We start from the raw sequence: 21808 nt of genomic DNA on the forward strand, positions 1-21808 counted from the left end.
GCCCCACGGGCCGTTCCGGAAACCTGGCGACCAGGAGCGAGGAAGGGAATCTCCGTGGAGGGATCGTCACAGGAAGCACTGTTCGTCGCCGGAGACGTCTTCCTGCACCGGGCACCGCTGGTGCCGGACATCTGCGGCCCGCCCCTCCCGGCGGAGGGACCGCACGATCTCGGGGCGTGCGCCGACATCCTCGCCTCGGCCTCCGCCGACACCGCGTTGAGCGAGGCGATCGCCCTGGCCTCCCCCAGCCTCAGCGCCATGATCGGCCGTGTCGCCGAGCACGGCGCCACCGGGATCAAGGCGAACCAGCTGCGCCGGGCCGCGCTCGCCACGCTGCGCTACGACATCAGGATGCGGACCCGTCCCACCCCCTTCGGCCTGTTCGCCGGCGTGACGACCGGGCAGTTCGACTCCGCCGCCAAAGTGGAGCGGGGGACGGCGCACCGCACCCGCACCCACGCCGACATGCAGTGGCTCACCAGGATCGGCCATCGCCTCGAACGCGACCCGGCCGTGCTGTCCACGCTCACCGTCCAGGCCCACCAGTCCCTGATCACCCGCGGAGAGCGGCTCGTCCTCACGTGCGCCTCCTCCCAGGGAGCCCGGCTCACCGGGGGCGCCGACGTCCGCTCCACCGCGTCGGTGCGCAGGACACCCGTCGTCGAACGGGTGATGGCCGAATCCTCGGCGCCGCTGCCCTACGGCGAACTGGTCCGGCGCATCGTCACGGCCTTCCCCGGCGCTCCCGCCGGGCGGGTCCGGGAGCTGCTCGCCGAACTGGTGCGCCAGGAGATCCTCATCACCGGCCTGCGGCCCCCGCTGGACGGCGGCGACCCGCTGCGCCACGTCCTGGACCTGCTCACCCGCGTCACCGGCCCGTCCGAGGAGACCCGGCGGATACACGACGCCCTGCTGAGAGTGGAGCGCGAGCGGAAGGCCTACGACGCCCGGGCCGTCGGTGCGGGCCGTGCGCACCTCGACCGGCTGCTGGACACGGCACGGTCGATCGAGCCCGACGACACGCCGGTGCACATCGACACCCGCCTGGACGCCCGCCTGCACCTGCCGTACGCGGTCCGCGAGGTGATCGAGCACGCCACGGGGGTGATGTGGCGCCTGTCACGCCCCAAGCTCGGCCTGTTCGCGCTGCGCGACTACCACCGCCGCTTCCTCGACGTCTACGGAGCCGACCGCCTGGTGCCGATCCTGCAGCTCCTCGACGAGTCGACGGGACTGGGCGCCCCGGCGGGCTACGGCTGGCCGAACAGCGAGGCGGCGCCCGTCCCGCCCGACGACTTCCGCACCGCTCGCCGCGACCGCGCCATGGCACGGCTGACCGCCGCCGCGCACCGCACCCGGCAGCGCGAGGTCGTCCTCGGCGACGCCGACCTCGACGAGCTGTGCCACGACACCGCCGACCACGCGGACCTGCCCAACTCCTGCGAGGTGACCGTCCAGGTCGTCGCCCCCTCGGTGGAGGCGCTGGACGACGGGGACTTCCTGGTCTTCCTGTCCCCCTCGCCCGGCTCGCACCGCGCGGGCTCCACCTTCGCCCGGTTCGCCGACCAGCACCCCGCCTGGCGGGCGGAATTCGCCGCTCTGCACCGCGGCAACCCCGTGCACGTCCACGGCGCCGTCCCCGTCGACCTCGCCTTCAGGACACGCTCGGGCCGGGCGGCTAACCTCGCCCACACCGTCCCGGCCACCGGTCGGCGCATCAGCGTGGGCGTCCCCGGCTCCCCCGGCACCGAGGAACTCCGGCTGAGCGACATCGGCGTCGGCGCCACCCTGGACCGGCTCACCGCCGTCCACCTGCCCACCGGCCGCGAGATCGTCCCCGTCCTCGGCAATATGGTCAGCGCCCCCGCCCAGGCGCCCAACGCCGTGCGGCTGCTGTGGGAGATCGGGCTGGAGGGCCAGCGGCTGTGGGAGCCCTGGAACTGGGGACCGCTCGTCGACGCGCCCTTCGTGCCACGGGTGCGGTACGGACGCTTCGTCCTGGCCTGCGCCGTGTGGCGCCTGGACGGGATCCGCGCCCGCGCCGAGGCGGCGCGGGCGGAGAGCGCCGACGCGCGGGCCGCCGCCCGGGACCGCGCGATCGGCGAGTGGCGGGCCGCCTGGGACGTGCCGCGCCGGATCCTCGCCGTCACCACCGACCAGCGCCTGCTCCTCGACCTCGACCGGACCTGGCACCGCGAGCTGCTGTTCGACCAGGTGCTCCGGCACGCCGACCTGATCGCCCAGGAGATCCCCGGCGAGTACGAGAACTGGCTGGACAGCCCGCTCGCCGGCCACGTCTGCGAGCTGGTCGTCCCGCTGACCCGCAGATCCGGCACGCCCCGCCGCCGCCCGTACGCCGGGCGCGGCCGGCCCGGGCGCACCGTGCACGGCCTGGGCGGCGAGTGGCTCTACCTCAAGCTGCACGGCTCGGCCCGCACCCAGGACGACCTGCTGCGCGACCACATCCCCGAGCTGGTCGACCTGGCGCGCCGCCACGGCGCCGACGCCTGGTTCTTCATCCGCTACACCGACCACGGCGGCCACCACCTGCGGTTGCGGTTGCACGGCGCCCGTCCCGAGGAGCTGTGGGGCGCGGCCGCTCCCGCCGTCGGGGCGCTCCTGCGGCGGTGGCAGCAGCAGGGAGTCCTGCGCGGCCACTCCGTCGCGGAGTACGACCCGGAGACCGAGCGCTACGGCGGCCCCGTCGCCCAGCACTCGGCCGAGCAGGTCTTCCAGCGCGACAGCGAAGCCGCCATCGAGCTGCTGCGGCTGGCCAAGGACCCGGCCAACGACCACGGGGTCGACGACCTGGCCGCCATCTCCTGCGCCGCGCTGGCCCACGCCTTCGGGCCGCCCTCCCCCGGCAACCCGCTGGCCACCGAGGACTGCGGCGACGACGGCGCCGCGGCGTGGCTGTCCATGACCGGCGCACGGCACGACCTCCCCGCCGCGTTCCGCGCCCGTCCCGCCCACTGGCGCGGCCTCATCGACCCCTACGGCGGCTGGCCCGCCCTCGCCGGCGACCCGGCGGGCGCCCGCATCCTCCAGGCCCTGCGGCCCAGGGACGAGGCGGCACGCCGGCTGGCCGAGGTCGTCCGCGCGGCCGCCGTCACTCCGGAGGGACGGGTCGTCGGCAGCCTGATGCACATGGCCTGCAACCGCCTCTTCGGCGGCGAGGGGGCCCGCGAGCTGGCCGTCCTCGGCATCGCCCGCGGCGCCGTACAAGACCACCTCAACCGCCGGAGGCATCGCCCATGACCACCACGACCACCACGACCGCCACGGCCACCCGCTCCCGGGACGCCGTCGCCCTGGTCGCCGAGCGGCTCGCCGACCCCGGGCACGTCGCCGCCGTCGCCTCCCGCGACGACAACCGCGACCCCGTCTACGACGCCGTGATGTGGGGACCGCTGACCCTCGCCAACGGACTCCCCGGCACCGCCCTGCTCTACGGTGAGCTGGCCCGCGGCGACGACGGCTGGCGGCAGGTCGCGCACCGGCACCTCGCCGCCGCCGGGCAGGCCCTGAACTCGGCGCCGAGCCACGGCCTGTTCTCCGGTCCCGCCGCGCTGCTCGCCGCCGCCCAGACGTGCGCCGGCCCCGAAGGGCACTACGGCCCGCTGCGCCGGAAGCTGGCGGCGTGGGTCGCCCAGGACCAGCTCAACCGGCTGCGGGTCTTCCGCGACCACGTCCGATCCGGCGCCCCCGGCGTCGACTGGGCGGCCTACGACCTGATCAACGGCCTGTCCGGGACGACCCGCCTGCTCCTGGACTCGGCCGCCGACCCGGCCGAGACCGGACCGGACGTGGAGCAGGCCCTCACCGAGTCGCTGCACCACCTCGTCCGGCTCACCGAGCCGGTCCGGGTCGACGGCCGCGACGTCCCCGGATGGTGGGTGCCGGCCGAGCTCCAGCTCAGCCCGCGCGACCGGGAGACGTACCCCCGCGGGGACTTCAACCTCGGCATGGCGCACGGCATCACCGGACCGCTCGCGGTGCTCTGCTCGGCCCACGAGTCCGGTCGCGAGCACCCCGGCATGCGCGAGGCCGTCCACCGGATCGCCGGCTGGCTGCTGAGCTGGACGCTGCACGACGAGGCCGGGCCGTACTGGCCGGCCAGAGCGGGCTGGGAGCACGAGCTCGCCCCGCGCAGGCCGCACCGGCTGTTCACCCGCACCGCGTGGTGCTACGGCACCCCCGGGGTGGCCGCCGCGCTGCTCCGCGCGGGCAGGGCCATGGACCGGCCCGACTGGTGCGCCGCCGCCCTCGACGCGCTGCACGCCGCACTGCGGCGGGACGAGTCCCTGTGGGCGATCGAAGGCGCCACCATCTGCCACGGCTACGGGGGCCTGCTGCGGATCGTGGCCCGGGCGGCGCAGATCACCGGCGATCCCGGGCTGCGCGCCGCGTGCCGGCGTCTGACCGGGAAAGTGCTGTCCTGCGCCGACCGGGACGCGCCCTTCGGATTCCGCCACCTCATGCGCTTCCCGGCCGCCGCCCGCTCCCCGGTCCCGCACCGGGGCGTGGACACCGCGGGCATGCTGGAAGGCGCCGCGGGCGTGGCGCTCGCGCTCCTGCCCGTCGACGACGGCGCGCTGCCGTGGGACCGCACGCTGGGGCTGGCATGACCGGGCCGTCGGGGACGGAGACGCCGGCGGCCTTCGAGATAACCGGTCTCGTCGTGCGCCACGGCAAGGTGACCGCCGTCCGGGACGTGTCGATCGCCTCTCCGCCCGGCCGCGTCACCGCGCTGCTCGGCCCCAACGGCGCCGGCAAGTCCAGTCTGCTGAGCGTGCTGTCGACGGCCTCCCGGCCCGACGAGGGCACGGTCAGGGTCTTCGGCCACGACGTCCGCGCGGAGCCGACTGCCGCACGCCGCCGTCTCGGCCTGGTCTTCCAGGAGCGCACCCTGGACAAGGAGCTGTCCGTCGAGCGCAACCTGTGGTTCCACGCCCGCCTGTTCGGCATGGCGCGCGAGGACGCCCGGGCCCGCATCGACCTGATGCTCGACCTGTTCGGCCTGGCCGACCGCCGCGGCCAGGCGATCGAGGAGCTGTCGGGAGGGCTGGCCCGCAGGGTGGAGATCGCACGCGCCCTGCTGCACCGTCCCGGTCTGATCGTCCTCGACGAGCCCACCAACGGCCTGGACCCGAGCGCGCGCGCCGCCGTCTGGGCCGACCTGCTGCTGCTGCGCCGGGAGCTGGGCGTCACCATCCTGTACGCGACGCACTACATGGACGAGGCGGAGTACGCCGACGAGATCGTCATCCTCGCGAAGGGCCGGATCGTCCGGCAGGGGAGCCTCGGCGAGCTCAAGGGCAGCCTGGACTCCTCCCGCATCGTGGTGACCTGCGCCGACCACGGGGCCGCCGTCAGGCAGCTCCGCACGGCGGGCTTCGACGCGCTGCTCGAACCCGGCGGGGTCGCGGTGCACTGCGCCGATCCCGAAGCCCTGATCGCCCAGGTGGTCCGGGCTCTGGACGTCCCCGGCCTGACGCTCTCGGTGCACCACCCGTCCATGAACGACGTCTACCTGGCCGCAGCCGGACACGACGGGCCGGGGGCGGGGCGGGGGAGTGTGATCACACGGTGAGCCCCTCCCCCGCCCCGCGCGCGACGTCCGCGTACCGCGAGGAGATCCCATGACCGCGACCACCGTCGCCGCTCCCCCGCCCGCCGCCGACCAGCCGCTGCGGACAGCGCTGCGCGCCGTCGGCGTCATCGCCCACCGCGACCTGCTGCGGCAGGTCAAACGCCCGGGCATGCTCCTCAGCCAGGCCGTGCAGCTGTTGTTCTTCGTCCTGGTCTACGCGGTCGGCTTCAACGGGATGATCGGCTCGGTCGGCTCGGTGCCGTTCAGCGCCTACGTCCTTCCCGGCATCATCGCCATCCAGGTCGTCTCGATCGGCGTCGCCTCCGGGCAGACCTACGCCTGGGACCGGGAGTACGGCGTGCTGCGCGAACTCCTGGTCGCCCCGGTGCCCCGGATCTGCCTGCCCCTGGGGAAGATCGCGGCCGGCGCGGGGATGGTGACCGCCCAGAGCGCGGTGATGCTCGCGTTCTCCCCGCTGACGGGGGTGTCCCTGACCCCGGGCCGGTTCACCGCCGCGCTCGGCTGCTACGCGCTCGCCGCCGTCGTCTTCAGCGTCATCGGCCTCTGCCTGGCCACCGTCATCGAACGCGTGCAGACGCTGCAGGCCACGGTGCAGCTCGCCATGTTCCCCATGCTGTTCCTGTCCGGGTCGGTCTTCAGCCCCCAGGACGCCCCCGACTGGCTCGCCTGGGTCATGCACCTCAACCCCATGACGTACGCCGTCGACCTGGCCCGCCAGGCGCTGCTCGGCACGGGCGGCCTGCTGCCGTGGTGGACGGACCTGTGCGTGCTGGGCGCGATGCTGGCGGCGGTCCTGGCCCTGCTGCGGATCCGGAGCGGCCGATGAGCGCCGCGGCGGGTGACGTCTCCTGGCCTCCGCTGCCCGCCCACGCCCGGACGGGCGGCAGGCCCGCGGACGAGGACGAGGCGGCCGAGCGGGTGCTCACCCGCGCGCTGGGCTGGCTCGAAGCGCACCTGGAGTGGTTCGCGCCCCCGCGCTGGGAGCGGTTCCTGCCCCGGCGCCCCTTCCGGCCGGGCCCTCTCCTGGAGCTCGTGGGCCTGGTGCGCGTGCTGGAGCAGACAGGCGTCCTCCCCAGGCACGCGCCGCTGTCCGCGCGCGCGCTCGACCTGGCCGCCCAGGTCGCCGCCGGAGCGGACTTCGGACACGGCCTGGCCCGCGGTGACGAGTTCTTCCCCTACCATCTCAACCTGGTCGCCCTCCTGGACCTGCTCGGCCGCCCTCAGCCCGCACTGCGCGCGGCCTGCCAGGAACTGCTCGCCGCCGACGCGGGCGGCCACGCCCGGCCCTACAAACCCGTGGTCAACAGGATCGAACTGCGCTACTTCATCGACCGCGGCGGCTTCACCGCCCCCGCCTCGCTGCCCGACGCCCGCACGCTCCACGGCCAGAGCATCGCCGCTCTCGGCCCGGATCTGCTGCAGCTGACGGAAAGCGAGACCTACGCCCTCACCCACGTGCTGTTCTACATGACGGACTTCGGCCGCCACCGCCGTCTCCCCGGCGGAACCGCGGAGGCGGCCCGCCTGCGCGAGACCGTACAGGTGCTGCTCGGGGTCCATCTCTCCCGCGGCAGCCTGGACCTCCTGGCGGAACTGCTGCTGTGCGCCACGGCGCTGGACGACGGGCACGGAACCGGCCCGACGGCGCGTCAGGGGTGGAACGCCCTGGCCCGGGCCCAGCGGCCGGACGGCGCCGTGCCCAGCCCCGTGCACCGCCCCGAGGTGATGAGCGGCCTGTCGGGTGAGAAGGCGGCCGCCTACCTGTTCGGCACCTGCTACCACACCACCACGGTGGCGGTCCTGGCCGCCGCCGTCCGCAGGCGGAGCCTGCGGCTCCTCCCCCGTCCCCAGGACCGGCGCCCCGAACCGCCCCTCCCCCCGCTGCCGTGCGCTGACCCCGAGGAGATCCGGTCGTGGACGCGAAAGGCGCCCGAAGCGCTGCGGACCGCGCCGCCGGGCGGCCGGGCCGTCTGGTCGTCCTACCTCGCTCCCCTGCTGGTGCTCGGGGTCCAGGCACGCGATCCCGCTGTGCTGGCGGACGTCACGCGCGCCGCCGACCGGCTCGGCCACGGCGACCATCCCCTGCTCCGCGCGGCGGCCGCCCTCTGCTGCGCGCGGTCCCGGCGCCCGCCGGGCTGAACGGACGCGCACCGGATGCGGTTCACGGTCGCTCCCCCGGGGTGCCGGGGGCGGTCTCGGCCAGCACGCGCTGGGCGACGGCGAAGGCGGCGTTGGCGGCGGGCACCCCGCAGTAGACCGCGGTCTGCAGCAGCACCTCGCCGATCTCGTCGGCCGACAGGCCGTTGCGCAGCGCCGCGCGCACGTGCATGCCCAACTCCTCCAGGTGGCCGCGGGCCACCAGCGCGGTCAGCGTGACGCAGCTGCGCGTGCGGCGGTCCAGGCCCGGACGGGTCCAGATCTCCCCCCACGCGTAGCGGGTGATCAGGTCCTGGAAGTCGCGGGTGAAGGCCGTGGTGCGGGTGATCGCCCGGTCCACGTGGTCGTCGCCGAGCACCTCGCGCCGGACCGTCGTCCCCTCCTGCGCGGGCAGGTGCGCGAGCAGGGCGGCGGTGACCGGCTCCGGCCGGTCGACGCCCGCCAGGTGGGCGGCGCCGGGGACCTCCACCAGACTGGAGCCGGGGATGCCGTCGGCGAGCAGCCGGGCGTGCGCGGGCGGCGTCGCGCCATCCTCGCGCCCGGCCAGGACCAGCGTGGGGACGGTGATCTCCGCGAGGGAGCCGCGCAGGTCGTAGCCGGCCAGGGCGTCGCAGCAGGCGGCGTACCCGGCCGGGTCGGCGGCGGCGAGGTCGTCCAGGAGCGGCTGCCGTACGGGGCCGGCGAACCACCGCCGGGCGGCGGCCTCCACCAGCGGCCCGGTCCCCGCGGCGCGGACCGCCTCGGCCCGCTCCCGCCACGCCCGCGGCTCGCCGAAGCGGGCCGAGGAGCAGAGCATCGCCAGGGACCGCACCCGCCCGGGGTGCCGTACGGCCAGCGTCGCGCCGATCGCGCCGCCGATGGAGATCCCCGCGTAGTGGAAGCCGGTGAGGCCGCAGGCCTCGGCCGTCTCCAGCACGAGGTCGGCGAGGTCCTCCATCGTCCGCACGCCGCGGGCGCCCGGAGCGGACCCGCCGTGGCCGGGCAGGTCGAACCTGACCACGCGGAACCGGCGGGCCAGGGCGGCCAGCTGCGGTTCCCAGACCCGCAGCGAGGTGCCGAGCGAGGGCCCGAGGACGAGCGGTTCGCCGTGTTCGGGGCCGTCGATCCGGTGGTGCAGCGCCGTCATCTCTCCTCCCGCGGCGCCCCGGAACCGTCCGGGCTCCGGGGGTCATCCGAAGTCAAGGAAGACCGTCTCCTTCTCGCCCTGCAGGTGGATGTCGAACCGGTACACGCCCTCGCGCTCCCGCTCGGCCAGGAGGGTGCGCCCGCGCCCGGCGGGCAGCGTGTCGAGGAAGGGGTCGGGCGCCAGGTAGACGCGGGTGAACAGGTGGTGCAGCAGGCCGCGGGCGAACACGCAGACGCTGATGTAGCCGTTGCCGGGCGCCAGCGTGCGCAGCACCCAGCGGCCGTCGGCGTCGGTGGCGACCCGGCCGAAGCCGGTGAAGTCGACCCCGTTCCTGCCGGCGACCGCGCCGGTCACCGGGTCGCGGCGCAGGCTGCCCGGCGCGCCCGCCAGATTTCCGGCGGGGTCGGCCTGCCAGAACTCCAGCAGCGCGTCGGGGACCGCGTCGCCCGCGCCGTCGTACACGCGGCCGTGCACGGTGATCGCCGCCGGATCGCCGGCCGGGGCGACGTCGCCGCCGCCGGGGAAGGGCAGCGCGTAGCCGTAGAACGGCCCGACGGTCTGCGAGGGGGTAGGACCGGTGCCGCGGCCCTCGGCGAACCGGTCACGGTTCGACGCCGACGCGGAGGACGTCACCGGCCCTCCTCCATCCAGGTCGCGGCGGGGCCGTCCAGCACGATGTCCCACCGGTAGCCCAGCGACCACTCCGGCACCGACAGGTCGTGCTCGTAGGCGGCGACCAGCCGCTGCCGGGCCCGCTCGTCGGTGACCGACTGCAGGATCGGGTCGTAGGGGAACAGCGGGTCGCCCGGGAAGTACATCTGGGTGACCAGGCGCTGGGTGAAGGCCGTGCCGAACAGCGAGAAGTGGATGTGCGCGGGCCGCCAGGCATTGACGTGGTTGCGCCAGGGGTAGGCGCCCGGCTTGATCGTGGTGAACGTGTACTCGCCGTCGTCGCCGGTCAGGCAGCGGCCGACGCCGGTGAAGTTCGGATCCAGCGGCGCGGGGTGGTCGTCGCGCTGGTGGGGGTAGCGGCCGGAGGCGTTGGCCTGCCAGATCTCCACGAGCTGCCCGCGGACCGGGCGGCCGTGGCGGTCGGTGACGCGGCCGCGCACGGTGATGCGCTCGCCCAGCGGCTCGCCGGGGTGCTGGCGGGTCAGGTCGTTGTCCAGGGCGGTCACGTCGGTGACGCCGAAGACCGGCCCGGTCAGCTCGGCGGCCTCGGGATCGGTCACCGCGACCGGCGGCTGCTTCGGGTGGCGCAGCAGGGTGCTGCGGTAGGGGGCGTAGTCGCGCGCGGGATGGTCGCCGGGTGCGACCGCGGCACGCCGTTCGGCGATCTCCCGGTCGATGTCGGCCTGGGTGAGGGACATGGGGTGGTTACCTTTCGAGGATGACGGCCAGGCCCTGACCGACGCCGATGCACAGGGAGGCCGGGCCGGTGCCGGATCCGGCGGCGGCCGGCCGGTGGGCGACCGTGCCGGTGATCCGGGCCCCGGAGGCCCCCGGCGGACGGCCCGGCGCGAGCGCTCCGCCGTACCGGCCGAAGGGGGTGCGCACGGCGCCGAGGACGTAGACCGCTCCCGTGCTCATGCGACGACCTCCGCGCCGGTGCGGCCGCGCAGCTCGTCCGGGCTCACCCCGGGGGCGGTCTCCACCAGCCGCAGCCCGCCGGGGGTGACGTCCAGGACGCCGAGGTCGGTGATGATCCGGTGCACGCACGCCCGGCCGGTGAGCGGGAGCGAGCACTCCTGAACGATCTTGGGTGAGCCGTCCCTGGCCGTGTGCTCCATGACCACGAGCACCCTGCGGGCGCCGTGCACCAGGTCCATCGCCCCGCCCATGCCCTTGACCAGCCTGCCGGGGACCGCCCAGTTGGCCAGGTCGCCCCGGGCCGAGACCTGCATCGCGCCCAGCACCGCCACGTCGACGTGACCGCCGCGGATCATGCCGAACGACAGCGACGAGTCGAAGAACGACGCGCCGGGCAGCACGGTCACGGTCTCCTTGCCCGCGTTGATCAGGTCGGGGTCGACCTCGTCCTCGGCCGGGTAGGGGCCGACGCCGAGGATCCCGTTCTCCGAGTGCAGCACGACGCCCGTACCGGCCGGCAGGAACGACGGGATGCGCGTGGGCAGCCCGATGCCGAGGTTGACGTAGTCGCCGTCGCGCAGCTCCGCCGCCGCCCGCGCGGCCATCTCGTCCCTGCTCCAGCTCATGGGGTGCGCACCGTCCGCTTCTCGACGCCCTTGTCGGCGGCCTGATCGGGGGTGAGCGGGAGCACCCGCTGCACGAAGATCCCGGGCAGGTGGACCTCGTCGGGGTCCAGCTCGGTCAGCTCCTCGACCTCGGCGATGGTGATCCGCCCGGCCATCGCGGCCAGCGGGTTGAAGTTGCGGGCGGCCTTGGCGAAGACCAGGTTGCCGTGCCGGTCCCCCCTGGCCGCGCGGACCAGCGCGAAGTCGGTGGTGATGGCGTGCTCCAGGACGTAGGCCCGGCCGCCGAACGCGCGGACCTCCTTGGGCGGCGAGGCCACCGCGACCGACCCGTCGGCGGCGTGGCGGAGCGGGAGCCCGCCGTCGGCGACCGGGGTGCCGACCCCGGCGGGGGTGTAGAAGGCGGGGATGCCGCACCCGCCCGCGCGCAGCCGCTCGGCCAGGCTGCCCTGCGGGGTCAGCTCGACCTCCAGCTCGCCCGCCAGGTACTGCCGGGCGAACTCGGTGTTGTCGCCGATGTAGGAGGCGGTGACCCGGGCGATCCGCCGGGCGGCCAGCAGCACGCCCAGGCCGCCGCCGTCCGTCCCGCAGTTGTTGGACACGACGCTGATGCCGGTCACGCCGATCTCGTACAGCGCCCGGATCAGCACGGCCGGGATGCCGCTGAGGCCGAAGCCGCCGACCGCGAACGAGGCGCCGTCGCGCACCCCGGCCAGCGCCTCGGCGGCCGAGGCCGCCACCTTGCCGCGCCCCCGGCCCGCTGCCGGACCTGTAGCCAGGTCTGCTGCCGGGCCTGTTTCCGGACCTGCCGCCAGGTCCGCCGCCGGGCCCGCTGCGGGCACTGTCCCCGGACCGCCTCTTCCCGTGTCCGTCCGCACGACGCTCCGTCCGATCCGCCGCGCCCACCGGGCGAGCTGTTCGCTCAGTGAACTTCAGTTCGCTAGCGTGGAGACGAGTATCCGCAGCGGAGGCACTCCTGTCAAAGGATCCTTCCGCTGATCTCCGCTGAGCGAGGAGCGCGATGGAAGCGGCCGGAACCCTGGAGCGCGGCCTGACCGTGCTGCGCGCGCTGTGCGCCGATCCCCGACGGGCACGCGCCACCGACCTGGTCCGCGCCACCGGCCTGGCCCGATCGGTGGTCGACCGCGTCGTTTCCACCCTCCTGCACCTCGGTTATCTGCGGGCCGAGGGCCGCGACCTGCTGGTCGCCCCTCCTCTGGCGGAGCTGGGCGCGGCCTACCTGGCCTGCAGCGGGCTGCCCCGGGTCCTCGGCCCGCACGCCCGGCGGCTCGCCGACGAGCTCGACGAGTCGGTCTCGCTGGCCGTGCCGGACGGCGACGACGTCCGGTTCGTCGCCCAGTTCCCCCGGCGGCGCGCCCTGTCGATCACCTTCCGGGTCGGGGACACGCTCCCCGCCGACCGCTGCGCCGCCGGGCTGGCCCTGCGCGGCCCCGCGGCGCCGTGCGCCGAGGACGACCAGCTCGTCGAGCCGGGCCTGGTCGCGGTCGCGCTGCCGGTGCGCGCCCCGGACGGCAGAGCCGTCTGCGCGGCCAGCGTGGTCAGCCACACCAGCAGGCACGACGTCGCGGGCCTGCGCGAGCACGCCCTGCCCCGGCTGCGCGCGACGGTCGGCGCGATGGAGACGGCCCTGAGGGAGCCGGCCCTGAAAGGGGACTCGCCCGCTCCCCGACCCGCCGGAGCCGCGGACTCCTCACCGGCCGTGAAGGCGGAGCTGGGCGCGGCCTACCTCCAGTCGCTGGCCCGCGGCCTGGCCGTGCTGGTCGCGCTCGGCTCGGCGCCCGGCGGGCTCACCCTCGCCGACGCCGCCCGGGCCACCGGCCTGCCCCGCGCCACCGTACGGCGCGCGGTCCGATCCCTGGAGCGGCAGGGCTACGCGGCGGCCGAAGGCACCCGGTTCGTCCTGCTGCCCCGGGTGCTGGAGCTCGGCTACGCCCGCCTGTCCGCCCTGACCTTCCAGCAGATCGTCCAGCCGCACCTGGCGGACCTGGTGGCCCGGGTCCGCGCGTCGGCCTCGGTCGCCGTGCTCTCCGGCGACGACGTCGTCTACGTGGCGCGCGTGCCCACCGCCGGCGTCATGAGCGTCGACATCACCGTCGGCACCCGCTTCCCCGCCCACGCCACCTCCGTGGGCCGCGTCCTGCTGGCCGGCCTGCCCGAGGAACGCCTGGCGCAGCTCACCCCCCGGCCGCTGACCCGCCACACGATCACCTCTCCCGCCGCGCTGGCCGACGCCGTACGGCAGGCCGCCCGCGACGGCTACGCCCTGGCCGACCAGGAACTGGAGGAGGGCCTCCGCTCCATCGCCGTGCCCGTCCGCGACCGCGCCGGACGCACCGTCGCAGCCCTCAACGTCGCCACCCACGCCGGCCGCGCCACCCCCGGCGACCTGGTCCGCGACGTCCTCCCCGCCCTCACCGAAACGGCCTCCCGGATCGAGACGGACCTCCGCCACGTCCCCGCGGCCCCGTGACCGCCACCGCGGCCTTCGACGCCAGCGTGAAGCCGATGAACGGCCCCATCAGCATGAACGGCGCGGCGCCCACGACCAGCACGCCGAGCCCCAGCAGCAGCCCGGTCTCCTGAGGCGTCACGCCGATGCCGCGCCGCCTGGCCGGGTCCAGCGGCGAGCCGCCGAACAGCTCCACCGTGCCCGACGCGGGCCGGCGCAGCCCTGCGAAGAGGTTGATGAGGGTGGACTTTCCCGCGCCGTTCGGGCCGAGCAGTCCGATCAGCTCACCCGCCCGGATGTCGGGCGAGACGCGGTCGAGCGCGAGCACGTCGCCGTAACTGGCGGGTGACCTCGACCGTTCGGGCGAGGATCGCCATGTCATGCCTCCTGTGCCGTCCCGCCGCCGCCCGGCAGGGTGCGAATCGTCCCGGTCCTCCTGATGGAGGTGTCCATGCCTGTCAGCCTCGCCCGGCAGCCCGCCCTGCCGCATCGGGCGCGCGGTCGGGCCGTGTCCTCCCCCGGTGCGGTACGGGTCCGACCTTGGTAGTGACGGATTCGCCGTACCGCCGATCAGCCTGGGCCGATGAGCCAGATCCGGCACCCGCACCCGCTCGCGGTGGCGGGCAGGGTCCTCGGGATGGGCACGCTGACCACCGTGGCGCTGCAGGTGGCCCAGCGCAGGCGCCTGCCCGTCGCCGCCGCGGTGACCGCCTTGAGCAGCACCGCCAGCTCGGCCGCCTCCGCCTCGGCGAGCGGCTCGCGGGCGATCGGCGCGCAACAGCGGCTGCGTCAGGCCCGGCGGTCGGCAGCCGGGCCGGGAAGGCCGTGTCAGCGGGGCTGGGCGGCGGCGATGACGCCGTGCACGGCTTGGTCGATGCGGCTCGCGGCGGCCTCGGGGTCGGGTCGGCCGGCCTCCAGCCAGGCGATGACCGCCTCGACGGTGAGGGCGGGGATCAGGTTCGCCGCCCAGTCCAGCCACGGCCCCGCCGGGATGACTCTGGCCAGGTTGCGGTGGGCGATCTCGCGGGAGGCGGCGGTGATGGAGTCGATCAGGTCACGGAAGTCCGGCTCGCGGGCGGCATAGCGGAACAGCAGCCGGAAGCCGTCGGGATCAGCGGCGGCCGCGCGCAGCAGTGCGGGGATGGCGCCCTCGTCGAAGTCGTCGCCTCCGGTGGCCTCGGCCAGCCGGACGCAGGCGCGGTCCAGCACGGCCCGGTACAGGTCGGCCTTGGACTCGAAGTGCCGGTACAGCATGGCCCGGGTGAGGGCGGCCTCGGCGGCGACGTCGTCCAGGCCGGTGGCGGCGTACCCGGCGCGGGCGAAGGCGCGGGTGGCGGCGTCCAGGATCTGCTCGCGGCGCTCGGCGCGGCGCAGCCGGCGCACCGGCGTCGGCTGCGCCGGTGCGCCGGGGTCGGCCCGGGGGCCGCCGTGGTCGGGGATGGTCATCTCCGCTCCTCCACTTGTAGAACCACGAGTATACAAGTAGCGTTTTAGACATCGGTGTATACAAATCCTTGTCTACTTCTGGAGGAGTCATGTCCGGACCTGCCCGGCTGCCGTTCGAGCAGCCCCACCCGATGCGGCCCGCCCCGCTGCTGCAGCCGCATTTCTCGCCCAAGCGCATGCGCGCGCTGCGCGGCCGCGCCGAGACGCTCACCGCGGCCCTACTGGATGATCTCGCCGCCGCGGGGCCGCCCGCCGACCTGCACGCGGCGCTGGCGCTGCCGCTGCCGATCGCGGTGATCTGCGAGCTGCTCGGCGTACCGTTCGCCGACCGCGCGCAGTTCCGGGAATGGACGCAGGCCGCCGCCGACGTCACCGACCGCGCCCGTTCCGAGCGCGGCCTGGCCGAGCTGTTCTCCTACGGCCAGCGGCTCGTGGCCCGCAAACGCACCGACGGCGACGACCCGGACGCCGACGTGATCTCCCGGCTGGCCGCCACGCCGGGTGTCAGCGACGACGAGGCCGCCGCGACGGGCATGACCCTGCTGTTCGCCGGGCACGAGACCACCGTGGCCGCGATCGGCAACGGCGCGGCCTGGCTGCTGGCCGACCCCGGCCAGTGGCGGGCGCTGGTGACCGGCCCCTCCCGGATCGGCGCCGCGGTGGAGGAGATCCTGCGCGCGCCCGGCCTGGGCGGCGGCGGCATTCCCCGCTACGCCCGCACCGACCTTCAGATCGCCGGCGTGCATGTGCGGGAGGGCGACCTGGTGCTGCTGGACACCGGCGCGGCCAACCACGACGCGGCCGTCTTCACCGACCCCGACCGCTTCGACCTCCAGCGGCCGGCGGTGCCGCACCTGACCTTCGGCCACGGCGCCCGCTACTGCATCGGCGCCCCGCCGGCCCGTATCGAGCTGCAGGTGGTCTTCTCCGAGCTGGCCGCCCGCTTCCCGGCACCCACGCTGGGCTGCGCGGTGGAGGAGCTGACCTTCGACGCGAACGTGCTGACCGGCGGGCTGACCGCGCTGCCGGTCACCTGGTGACCGCCATGAGGACAGGCACCCGCCGGCCGGTCTTCGGCCGGATCTACCCCCGGCTGGCCGCCGCCATGGACGAGGGCGGCATGGCCCAGCACCGCCGGGCACTGCTGGCGCCCCTGACCGGGCAGGTGATCGAGGTCGGCGCGGGCCACGGGGTGAACTTCGCCCACTACCCGCCCGCCGTCACCGGCGTGCTCGCCGTCGAACCGGAACCCCGGCTGCGAGAGACCGCCCACGCGGCCGCCGCCGCGGCCCCGGTTCCCGTGGAGGTCGCCGGAGCCGTGGCCGAGCATCTGCCGGTCCCCGACCGCAGCGCCGATGCGGTGGTGTTCTGCCTGGTGCTGTGCTCACTGCCGGACGTCGAGGCGGCGCTGGCCGAGGCGCGGCGGGTGCTCAGGCCGGGCGGGCGGCTGCGGTTCCTGGAGCACGGGCGCGCCGACTCACCCGGCCTGGCGCGCCTGCAACGGCTGCTGGACGCGACCGTCTGGCCGCGCCTGGCCGGCGGCTGCCACACCGGCCGCGACACCGTCGCCCTGATCGAGCGGGCCGGGTTCACCGTCACCGCGCTGGAGCGCTTCCTGCTGCCCGAGGCCCGTACCCCGTTCTCCTTCCACACGCGGGGAACCGCCGTGGCGGCCACCGGCCGCTGACCGTCAGCCGGGTCGCGGGAGCGCGCCGGCGGTGTGCGCGACCAGCGTTCCCGGTGCCGGCCCGCCGGCCAGGCCGGAATGGGCCATCATGCTCGTCCCGGGCGGGTCTCGGTCATACGTACCGCCACCACCAGGCCGGAGACCCCGGTCAGGCCGGCCACGGTCCAGACGGCCGCCTCCAGGCTCCACAGGTCGGCGATGATCCCGGCCAGCAGCGCGCCGACGGCGAAACCGCCGTCCCGCCACAACCGGTAGACACCGACCGCGCGGGCCCGCCAGGCCGGGTGGGCGACATCGCCGATGACCGCCAGCAAGGTGGGGTATACCAGCGCGGTCCCGGCTCCGAGCAGCACCTGGGCGGCCGCCCACACGGTGAAGGACTCGCCCAGCGCCACGAGCGCGATCGCGGCGGCCTGGACCAGCATCCCGGCGGTGATCAGGTGCTTGCGGCCCACGTGGTCCGACCACCAGCCGGTGGCCATCTGCCCCAGCCCCCAGACGGCCGGGTACAGCGCGCCCAGCACCCCGATCTCGGCCACGCCCAGTCCGCGGGCGGCGAAGACCAGCGGGAAGATCCCCCAGGCCAGGGCGTCGTTGAGGTTGTTGACCATCCCGGCCTGGCCGGCCGCCGACAGCGACCGGTCACCGACGCTGGTGCGCCAGGCGATCTGCCGCGTGGACAGCTCGGCGTGGTGGTGTCCGCCGACCGGGTGGGCGGCGGCCTCGGCCCGGGCGTGCTCGCGCGTCTCACGCACGATGAGCGTGGACAGGCCCAGGCCGAGGGCGGCGTAGGCGGCGCCCAGCAGGAACGGCGCCGGGCGCAGCCCGAACCGCTCGGCCAGGTGTCCGGTGGCCAGCGCGGTGGCGGCCACGGCGAAGTAGCCGGCGGCCTCGTTGAACCCCATGGCCAGGCCGCGCCGCGCGGGCCCGGCCAGGTCGATCTTCATGATGACGGTGGTCGACCAGGTCAATCCCTGGGAGACACCCAGCAGCACGTTCGCCGCGATGATCCAGCCCCAGGAGGGGCCCCAGGCCAGCATCGCCGGGACGGGCAGCGCGATCAGCCACCCGGCGATCAGCACCGGTTTGCGGCCGTAGCGGTCCGACCAGGTGCCGGCGAAGAAGTTCGTGATCGCCTTGGTCGTGCCGAAGGCCAGGATGTAGGTCAGCGCCGCGGTGTGGGCCGACAGGCCGAAGACGGTCTCGGCCAGCAGCGGCAGCGTGATGCGTTCCTGGCCGAGCATGCCGCCGACCAGCGCGTTGACCGCGACCAGCAGGACGAACTGGGGAAGGTTGGCGGCCAGGCCCAGCCGGATGCCCACCCCGGCGCCTGCCGCGTCCCCCGTGTCGCCGCCGGTGCCGCCGGACGTGGGGACGGTCGCGCTCATGCCCGCCCCTCGACCGGCATCCGGCCGGTGGCCCTGGCCCAGTCCTCGGGCCCGCCCTCCAGCACCCGCACCTCGCGGTGGCCGGTGCGCGCCAGGAGGCTGGCGGCGGTCATGGCGCGCTCGCCGTGCCCGCACATCACCACCACCGGCCCGTCCGGCGCGTCGTCGGCGCGGGCGGGCAGGGAGCCGAGCTCGATGTGCGCCGCGCAGGGGACGTGCCCGGAGGCGTACTCGGCGTCCTGGCGCACGTCCAGCACCTGCATGCCTTCCAGCCGGTCGGCACCGAGGAGGGCGATGCTCTGCGTCGGGCCGCCCCAGGCGCTCATGCCGCCGGCCAGAACGGGCGCGCCGATGCGGTTGGCCTCCGGCAGGGCGAGGACGTACGGCGGGAAGCCGCCCAGGCCGCCCAGCAGCGCGGCGACGAAGGCGTCCTCGCCGGGGGCCTGCAGCAGCGCGTTGGCGGCCTTCTCGGCGCCGATGGTGGAGGTGCGCTTTTCGCCGGGCGGGGCCGAGCAGAACGAGCCCGCACCGTGGGTGGGCCACAGCGCGGTCTCGTCCGGCAGCGCGGCCAGGCGCCGCAGCGAGCGGTACTGGGCGCGCGCCAGTTCCTCGGTGCGCTCGGGTCCGGACAGGTCGGTGCGGGCGGCCGAGCCGACGATCAGCGACCCGCCGGAGAACACCCCGATCGGCGTCGCGCCGTCCAGCAGCACGAACGCCAGGTGCTCGCCGGTGTGGCCCGGCGTGGCCAGGGCCCGCAAGGTCAGAGCGCCCAGGCCGATCTCGTCGCCGTCGGTCAGGCCGACATGGTCGAAAGCCCGGCCGCCGGCGGCAGAGGCCAGCACGGTCGCGCCGTCGTCGGCGGCCAGCTGGACCGCGCCGGACAGGAAGTCGGCGTGCAGGTGGGTGTCGGCGGCGAACGCCACCGTCAGGCCATGCCGTCCGGCGGCCGCGCGCAGGGCGCGCAGGTCCCGGCTCGCATCCACCGCCAGCGCCCGGCCGTCACCGAGATCGACCAGATAGGACGAGTTCCCCAGGCCCTCGTCCGCGATCGGAATGATCATGTTGCTTCTCCGCTCTCCAATAGATACAGTATTCCAAGGATATTTGGAGGATTGTCAAATGGGTGACACGGCTGCCAAGACGGCGCTGTTCGAGGCGTTCGCCTCGGTCGGGAAAGCACTGGCCAACGGCAAGCGCCTGGAACTGGTGGACCTGCTGGCCCAGGGCGAGCGCTCGGTCGAAGCCCTGGCGCAGGCATCGGGGCTCGGGCTGACCACCGCCTCCAGCCACCTGCAGGTGCTGCGCCAGGCCGGACTGGTGACCACCCGCAGGCAGGGCACGAAGGTCTTCTACCGGCTGGCCGGCGCCGACGTGGCCGCCCTGTGGGCGCACCTGCGAGGCGTCGCCGCCGCGCACCTGGCCGAGGTCGAGCGCGCCCGCGCCGCCTACCTGGGATCCGGCGACACCGAGCAGGTCACCCGCGACCAGCTGCTGGAGCGCATCCAGGCCGGCGAGGTGACGGTGATCGACGTGCGCCCGGCCGCCGAGTACGCCGCCGGGCACATCCCCGGCGCCCTGTCGGTTCCACTGGACGAGCTCGCCGACCGGCTGGCCGACCTGCCCGACGACGGGCAGATCGTCGCCTACTGCCGCGGCGCCTACTGCGTGATGGCCCATGAGGCGGTGCGGGAGCTGACCGCCCGCGGCCGCCGCGCGGCACGGCTGGCCGACGGCATGCTGGAGTGGCGCCTGGCCGAGCTGCCGGTCGCCGTATGAGCGCGCCGAGCCCCGGCGGGCCGGTGGTGCTGGACGGCGGGGACCGGCGGTGCGTGCAGTTGCTGATCGAGCTGCGGCGCCTGGTCAACGGTCTGGCTCCCGGCACCGTGGTGCACCTGATCGCCAGCGATCCGGCCGCGCCGATCGACCTGCCCGCCTGGTGCCACCTGACCGGCCACACCTACCTCGGCCCCACCGGCGCGTACACTCCCCGCTCGGCCTACGCCTTGGCGGTGGCCGCCGATGCCCGTTCCACCGCGGCCGACCGGCCCTGGCATTCCGGCGACCGCTGAGGAGGCGGCCACCGGAGAGCCGGGGCTGGCGGCAGATCACCCTGCTGCCAGCGGACTTCCACCCTCGGCTGCCGATGGCGGTCTTCGCCCGCACGCCGGAGGGCCGCCGCGGCGGTGCCCGCGCGCACCGGCCCTGAACCCGCGACGCCCCCGGCCGGTCAGCGGGCGGCGCGGACGCGGCCGAGCACGACGTCGGCGGCCAGGAAGGCCAGCAGGGAGATGCCGAGCAGCGGGACGAACACGCCCACCGCGACCGCCACCGCCCCGGCGGGCACCAGCACCGCCAGGGGCACCGCCCGCCAGGTGCCACGCGCGTACGGGGCGGCGAAGCCCCGGGTGGGGCGGCGCTGCCACCACATCCGGTAGCCCCAGACGATCATGGCGATGAGCCCGGCCGCCAGCGCCATCAGCAGGATCTGGTTGGGCAGGCCGAACAATACGCCCATGTGGCCGTCGATGCCCCAGCGGATCAGCTTGGCCGCCAGCGGGAAGTCGTCGAAGCGCAGCTCACCGGTCACCTGCCCGCTTCCCGCGTCGACGGCGACCTGGTCGTTGCGCTGGGGCCAGTCGCGGTCCATCTCCTTGACCACGTAGGCGGCGCCGGGCCCGGCAGGCCAGGCGATCTCCAGCGGCCCGGACAGCCCCGCCTCCGCCGCCGCCCTCATGACGCGGTCGGCGTCGGCCCCGGCGGGAGCACCGCCGTCGTGCCCGCCGTGGCCGGCGTGCCCGGAGTGGTCCCCGGCGGCCCCCGGCAGGACGGGGGTGGTCCAGCCGAGCGCGGTCTGGAGCTTGTCGACGTTGGCTCCGGCGTACGCCGACCAGGTCAGGCCGGTCGCCGACAGGAACAGCAGGCCGATCGTGATCCACAGGCCCACCGAGCCGTGCCAGGACAGGGTCCGCCGCAGCCCGGTCGCCCTGCGGTCGGGCCGCAGACCGCGGCGGCGGTGGCTCAGCCACAGCGCCACCCCGCCGAGCGCGACCACCCACAGCCAGCCGGCGGCCAGCTCGCTGTAGAGGCGGCCCGCCTCGCCCAGGTGCAGGTGCCGGTGGAAGGTGGAGATCCAGGCGCGCACCGGCAGCGCGCCGGAGCTGCCGTAGCTCTCCAGCGTCCCCTTCACCGCCCCGGTGTAGGGGTCGACGAAGACCGCCAGGCGGGTGGAGTCCGGCAGGCCGTCCACGTCCAGCAGGACGCGGGTGGTGGCGCCGGGCTCGGCGGGCCGGACCGCGCCGACCGTCCCGTGCGGATGGGCGGCGCGGGCGGCGGCGATCTGCCGCTCCAGCGGCAGCATCGCCCGCCCGGCCGGCGCGGGCGCGGTGAGCTCGTGGGCGTAGACGACCTTCTCCAACTGGAAGGAGGCGGCGTACAGCAGGCCGGTGGTGGCGGCCACCAGCAGGAAGGGGGCCACCAGGATGCCGGCGTAGAAGTGCAGGCGCAGCAGCAGGGCGCGCACCGCGGGCCAGGTGGCGGGACGGGATCGTTCGGGAGCGGGCTGGATCTCGCGCACGTCAGAGGTCATGAAACGGCTCTCCGTTCACGGGGGCGCGCACAGGCAGGTGCGGGCCCCAGACGGGGTTCGTCAGGGTCGGCGCGGCCGCGGCTGCCCGGGGACCGGCGGGCGCGGCCGCCGCGGCGGCCAC

Annotated in this window: 21 protein-coding genes and 1 pseudogene; 10 read left to right on the forward strand and 12 right to left on the reverse strand. The window is 75.3% G+C overall.

What is annotated here, in order from left to right:
• The first annotated feature begins 54 nt into the window (after positions 1-54).
• The 5 genes from ABD823_RS15320 to ABD823_RS15340 are packed head-to-tail and all read left to right on the forward strand — an operon-like array spanning position 55 to position 7753.
• Positions 55-3258, forward strand: coding sequence for a lantibiotic dehydratase (locus ABD823_RS15320; protein ID WP_344860024.1), 3204 nt, complete (start codon positions 55-57; stop codon positions 3256-3258).
• On the forward strand, positions 3255-4628 hold the full coding sequence (locus ABD823_RS15325; RefSeq protein ID WP_344860025.1) for a lanthionine synthetase C family protein: 1374 nt from the start codon (positions 3255-3257) through the stop codon (positions 4626-4628). Before ABD823_RS15320 ends, ABD823_RS15325 begins: the two co-directional genes overlap by 4 nt.
• Positions 4625-5593, forward strand: coding sequence for an ABC transporter ATP-binding protein (locus tag ABD823_RS15330; protein ID WP_344860027.1), 969 nt, complete (start codon positions 4625-4627; stop codon positions 5591-5593). Before ABD823_RS15325 ends, ABD823_RS15330 begins: the two co-directional genes overlap by 4 nt.
• A 49-nt stretch (positions 5594-5642) precedes the next feature.
• Positions 5643-6440 (forward strand): ABC transporter permease, encoded by a 798-nt coding sequence (locus ABD823_RS15335; protein ID WP_344860028.1) that lies wholly within the window; start codon positions 5643-5645, stop codon positions 6438-6440.
• Entirely contained in the window at positions 6437-7753 is a 1317-nt protein-coding gene (locus ABD823_RS15340; RefSeq protein WP_344860029.1) for a DUF6895 family protein, read from the forward strand. The genes ABD823_RS15335 and ABD823_RS15340 overlap by 4 nt, the downstream gene beginning before the upstream one ends.
• 22 nt (positions 7754-7775) lie before the next feature.
• On the opposite strand, the gene pcaDC is transcribed toward ABD823_RS15340, so the two are convergent.
• From pcaDC to ABD823_RS15370, 6 genes and pseudogenes are all read right to left on the reverse strand, one after another.
• Positions 7776-8897 (reverse strand): bifunctional 3-oxoadipate enol-lactonase/4-carboxymuconolactone decarboxylase PcaDC, encoded by a 1122-nt coding sequence (gene pcaDC / locus ABD823_RS15345; protein ID WP_344860031.1) that lies wholly within the window; start codon positions 8895-8897, stop codon positions 7776-7778.
• Between the two features lie 42 nt (positions 8898-8939).
• Positions 8940-9530 (reverse strand): protocatechuate 3,4-dioxygenase subunit alpha, encoded by a 591-nt coding sequence (gene pcaG, locus ABD823_RS15350; protein ID WP_344860032.1) that lies wholly within the window; start codon positions 9528-9530, stop codon positions 8940-8942.
• On the reverse strand, positions 9527-10267 hold the full coding sequence (gene pcaH / locus ABD823_RS15355) for a protocatechuate 3,4-dioxygenase subunit beta (RefSeq protein WP_344860034.1): 741 nt from the start codon (positions 10265-10267) through the stop codon (positions 9527-9529). Before pcaH ends, pcaG begins: the two co-directional genes overlap by 4 nt.
• A 7-nt stretch (positions 10268-10274) precedes the next feature.
• Positions 10275-10430 (reverse strand): annotated as a pseudogene (locus ABD823_RS15360) (3-oxoadipyl-CoA thiolase); the annotation flags it as partial.
• Positions 10431-10483: 53 nt separating this feature from the next.
• On the reverse strand, positions 10484-11113 hold the full coding sequence (locus tag ABD823_RS15365; protein WP_344860036.1) for a CoA transferase subunit B: 630 nt from the start codon (positions 11111-11113) through the stop codon (positions 10484-10486).
• Positions 11110-11850: a CoA transferase subunit A gene (locus ABD823_RS15370; protein ID WP_344860037.1), complete on the reverse strand. Its 741-nt coding sequence runs from the start codon at positions 11848-11850 to the stop codon at positions 11110-11112. Before ABD823_RS15370 ends, ABD823_RS15365 begins: the two co-directional genes overlap by 4 nt.
• A 281-nt stretch (positions 11851-12131) precedes the next feature.
• On the opposite strand from ABD823_RS15370, the gene ABD823_RS15375 reads away from it, so the two are divergent.
• Positions 12132-13601 (forward strand): IclR family transcriptional regulator domain-containing protein, encoded by a 1470-nt coding sequence (locus ABD823_RS15375; RefSeq protein WP_344860039.1) that lies wholly within the window; start codon positions 12132-12134, stop codon positions 13599-13601.
• Here the strand turns inward: ABD823_RS15375 and ABD823_RS15380 are convergent.
• From ABD823_RS15380 to ABD823_RS15390, 3 genes are all read right to left on the reverse strand, one after another.
• Positions 13543-13962 (reverse strand): ATP-binding cassette domain-containing protein, encoded by a 420-nt coding sequence (locus tag ABD823_RS15380; RefSeq protein ID WP_344860041.1) that lies wholly within the window; start codon positions 13960-13962, stop codon positions 13543-13545. The two genes, ABD823_RS15375 and ABD823_RS15380, sit on opposite strands and share 59 nt — an antisense overlap.
• 188 nt (positions 13963-14150) lie before the next feature.
• Complete coding sequence (locus tag ABD823_RS15385) at positions 14151-14303, reverse strand: hypothetical protein (RefSeq protein ID WP_344860043.1); 153 nt, start codon at positions 14301-14303, stop codon at positions 14151-14153.
• 105 nt (positions 14304-14408) lie between these two features.
• A complete protein-coding gene (locus tag ABD823_RS15390) occupies positions 14409-15026 on the reverse strand; it encodes a TetR/AcrR family transcriptional regulator (protein ID WP_344860044.1) in 618 nt (205 codons plus the stop codon).
• An 89-nt stretch (positions 15027-15115) separates the two neighbouring features.
• Here ABD823_RS15390 and ABD823_RS15395 point away from each other — a divergent pair, with 89 nt between their 5' ends.
• A complete protein-coding gene (locus ABD823_RS15395) occupies positions 15116-16066 on the forward strand; it encodes a cytochrome P450 (RefSeq protein WP_344860046.1) in 951 nt (316 codons plus the stop codon).
• A gap of 5 nt (positions 16067-16071) precedes the next feature.
• A complete protein-coding gene (locus ABD823_RS15400) occupies positions 16072-16713 on the forward strand; it encodes a class I SAM-dependent methyltransferase (protein ID WP_344860047.1) in 642 nt (213 codons plus the stop codon).
• An 86-nt stretch (positions 16714-16799) separates the two neighbouring features.
• Here ABD823_RS15400 and ABD823_RS15405 read toward each other — a convergent pair whose 3' ends face one another.
• Both ABD823_RS15405 and ABD823_RS15410 read right to left on the reverse strand, forming a co-directional pair.
• A complete protein-coding gene (locus tag ABD823_RS15405; protein ID WP_344860049.1) occupies positions 16800-18101 on the reverse strand; it encodes an MFS transporter in 1302 nt (433 codons plus the stop codon).
• Positions 18098-19162, reverse strand: coding sequence for an MBL fold metallo-hydrolase (locus ABD823_RS15410; RefSeq protein ID WP_344860051.1), 1065 nt, complete (start codon positions 19160-19162; stop codon positions 18098-18100). The genes ABD823_RS15405 and ABD823_RS15410 overlap by 4 nt, the downstream gene beginning before the upstream one ends.
• A gap of 58 nt (positions 19163-19220) precedes the next feature.
• On the opposite strand from ABD823_RS15410, the gene ABD823_RS15415 reads away from it, so the two are divergent.
• Together ABD823_RS15415 and ABD823_RS15420 are read left to right on the forward strand one after the other, a co-directional pair.
• Positions 19221-19877 carry an ArsR/SmtB family transcription factor gene (locus ABD823_RS15415; RefSeq protein ID WP_344860053.1) on the forward strand — a complete coding sequence of 219 codons (657 nt, stop codon included), beginning with the start codon at positions 19221-19223 and terminating at the stop codon, positions 19875-19877.
• On the forward strand, positions 19874-20170 hold the full coding sequence (locus tag ABD823_RS15420) for a sulfurtransferase TusA family protein (RefSeq protein ID WP_344860054.1): 297 nt from the start codon (positions 19874-19876) through the stop codon (positions 20168-20170). Before ABD823_RS15415 ends, ABD823_RS15420 begins: the two co-directional genes overlap by 4 nt.
• A 158-nt stretch (positions 20171-20328) precedes the next feature.
• On the opposite strand, the gene ABD823_RS15425 is transcribed toward ABD823_RS15420, so the two are convergent.
• Positions 20329-21687 (reverse strand): PepSY-associated TM helix domain-containing protein, encoded by a 1359-nt coding sequence (locus ABD823_RS15425; RefSeq protein ID WP_344860056.1) that lies wholly within the window; start codon positions 21685-21687, stop codon positions 20329-20331.
• Positions 21688-21808 lie beyond the last annotated feature (121 nt).

The organism is Planomonospora alba, from assembly GCF_039534085.1.
Lineage (GTDB): Bacteria > Actinomycetota > Actinomycetes > Streptosporangiales > Streptosporangiaceae > Planomonospora_B > Planomonospora_B alba.

What these genes read in the sequence shown, in the direction of transcription:
- ABD823_RS15325 (WP_344860025.1), top strand. Translation starts at nt 3,255, where the DNA reads ATGACCACCACGACCACCACGACCGCCACGGCCACCCGCTCCCGGGAC.
- ABD823_RS15330 (WP_344860027.1), top strand. Translation starts at nt 4,625, where the DNA reads ATGACCGGGCCGTCGGGGACGGAGACGCCGGCGGCCTTCGAGATAACC.
- ABD823_RS15335 (WP_344860028.1), top strand. Translation starts at nt 5,643, where the DNA reads ATGACCGCGACCACCGTCGCCGCTCCCCCGCCCGCCGCCGACCAGCCG.
- ABD823_RS15340 (WP_344860029.1), top strand. Translation starts at nt 6,437, where the DNA reads ATGAGCGCCGCGGCGGGTGACGTCTCCTGGCCTCCGCTGCCCGCCCAC.
- pcaDC (WP_344860031.1), bottom strand. Translation starts at nt 8,897, where the DNA reads ATGACGGCGCTGCACCACCGGATCGACGGCCCCGAACACGGCGAACCG.
- pcaH (WP_344860034.1), bottom strand. Translation starts at nt 10,267, where the DNA reads ATGTCCCTCACCCAGGCCGACATCGACCGGGAGATCGCCGAACGGCGT.
- ABD823_RS15365 (WP_344860036.1), bottom strand. Translation starts at nt 11,113, where the DNA reads ATGAGCTGGAGCAGGGACGAGATGGCCGCGCGGGCGGCGGCGGAGCTG.
- ABD823_RS15375 (WP_344860039.1), top strand. Translation starts at nt 12,132, where the DNA reads ATGGAAGCGGCCGGAACCCTGGAGCGCGGCCTGACCGTGCTGCGCGCG.
- ABD823_RS15380 (WP_344860041.1), bottom strand. Translation starts at nt 13,962, where the DNA reads ATGACATGGCGATCCTCGCCCGAACGGTCGAGGTCACCCGCCAGTTAC.
- ABD823_RS15390 (WP_344860044.1), bottom strand. Translation starts at nt 15,026, where the DNA reads ATGACCATCCCCGACCACGGCGGCCCCCGGGCCGACCCCGGCGCACCG.
- ABD823_RS15395 (WP_344860046.1), top strand. Translation starts at nt 15,116, where the DNA reads ATGTCCGGACCTGCCCGGCTGCCGTTCGAGCAGCCCCACCCGATGCGG.
- ABD823_RS15400 (WP_344860047.1), top strand. Translation starts at nt 16,072, where the DNA reads ATGAGGACAGGCACCCGCCGGCCGGTCTTCGGCCGGATCTACCCCCGG.
- ABD823_RS15405 (WP_344860049.1), bottom strand. Translation starts at nt 18,101, where the DNA reads ATGAGCGCGACCGTCCCCACGTCCGGCGGCACCGGCGGCGACACGGGG.
- ABD823_RS15410 (WP_344860051.1), bottom strand. Translation starts at nt 19,162, where the DNA reads ATGATCATTCCGATCGCGGACGAGGGCCTGGGGAACTCGTCCTATCTG.
- ABD823_RS15415 (WP_344860053.1), top strand. Translation starts at nt 19,221, where the DNA reads ATGGGTGACACGGCTGCCAAGACGGCGCTGTTCGAGGCGTTCGCCTCG.
- ABD823_RS15420 (WP_344860054.1), top strand. Translation starts at nt 19,874, where the DNA reads ATGAGCGCGCCGAGCCCCGGCGGGCCGGTGGTGCTGGACGGCGGGGAC.
- ABD823_RS15425 (WP_344860056.1), bottom strand. Translation starts at nt 21,687, where the DNA reads ATGACCTCTGACGTGCGCGAGATCCAGCCCGCTCCCGAACGATCCCGT.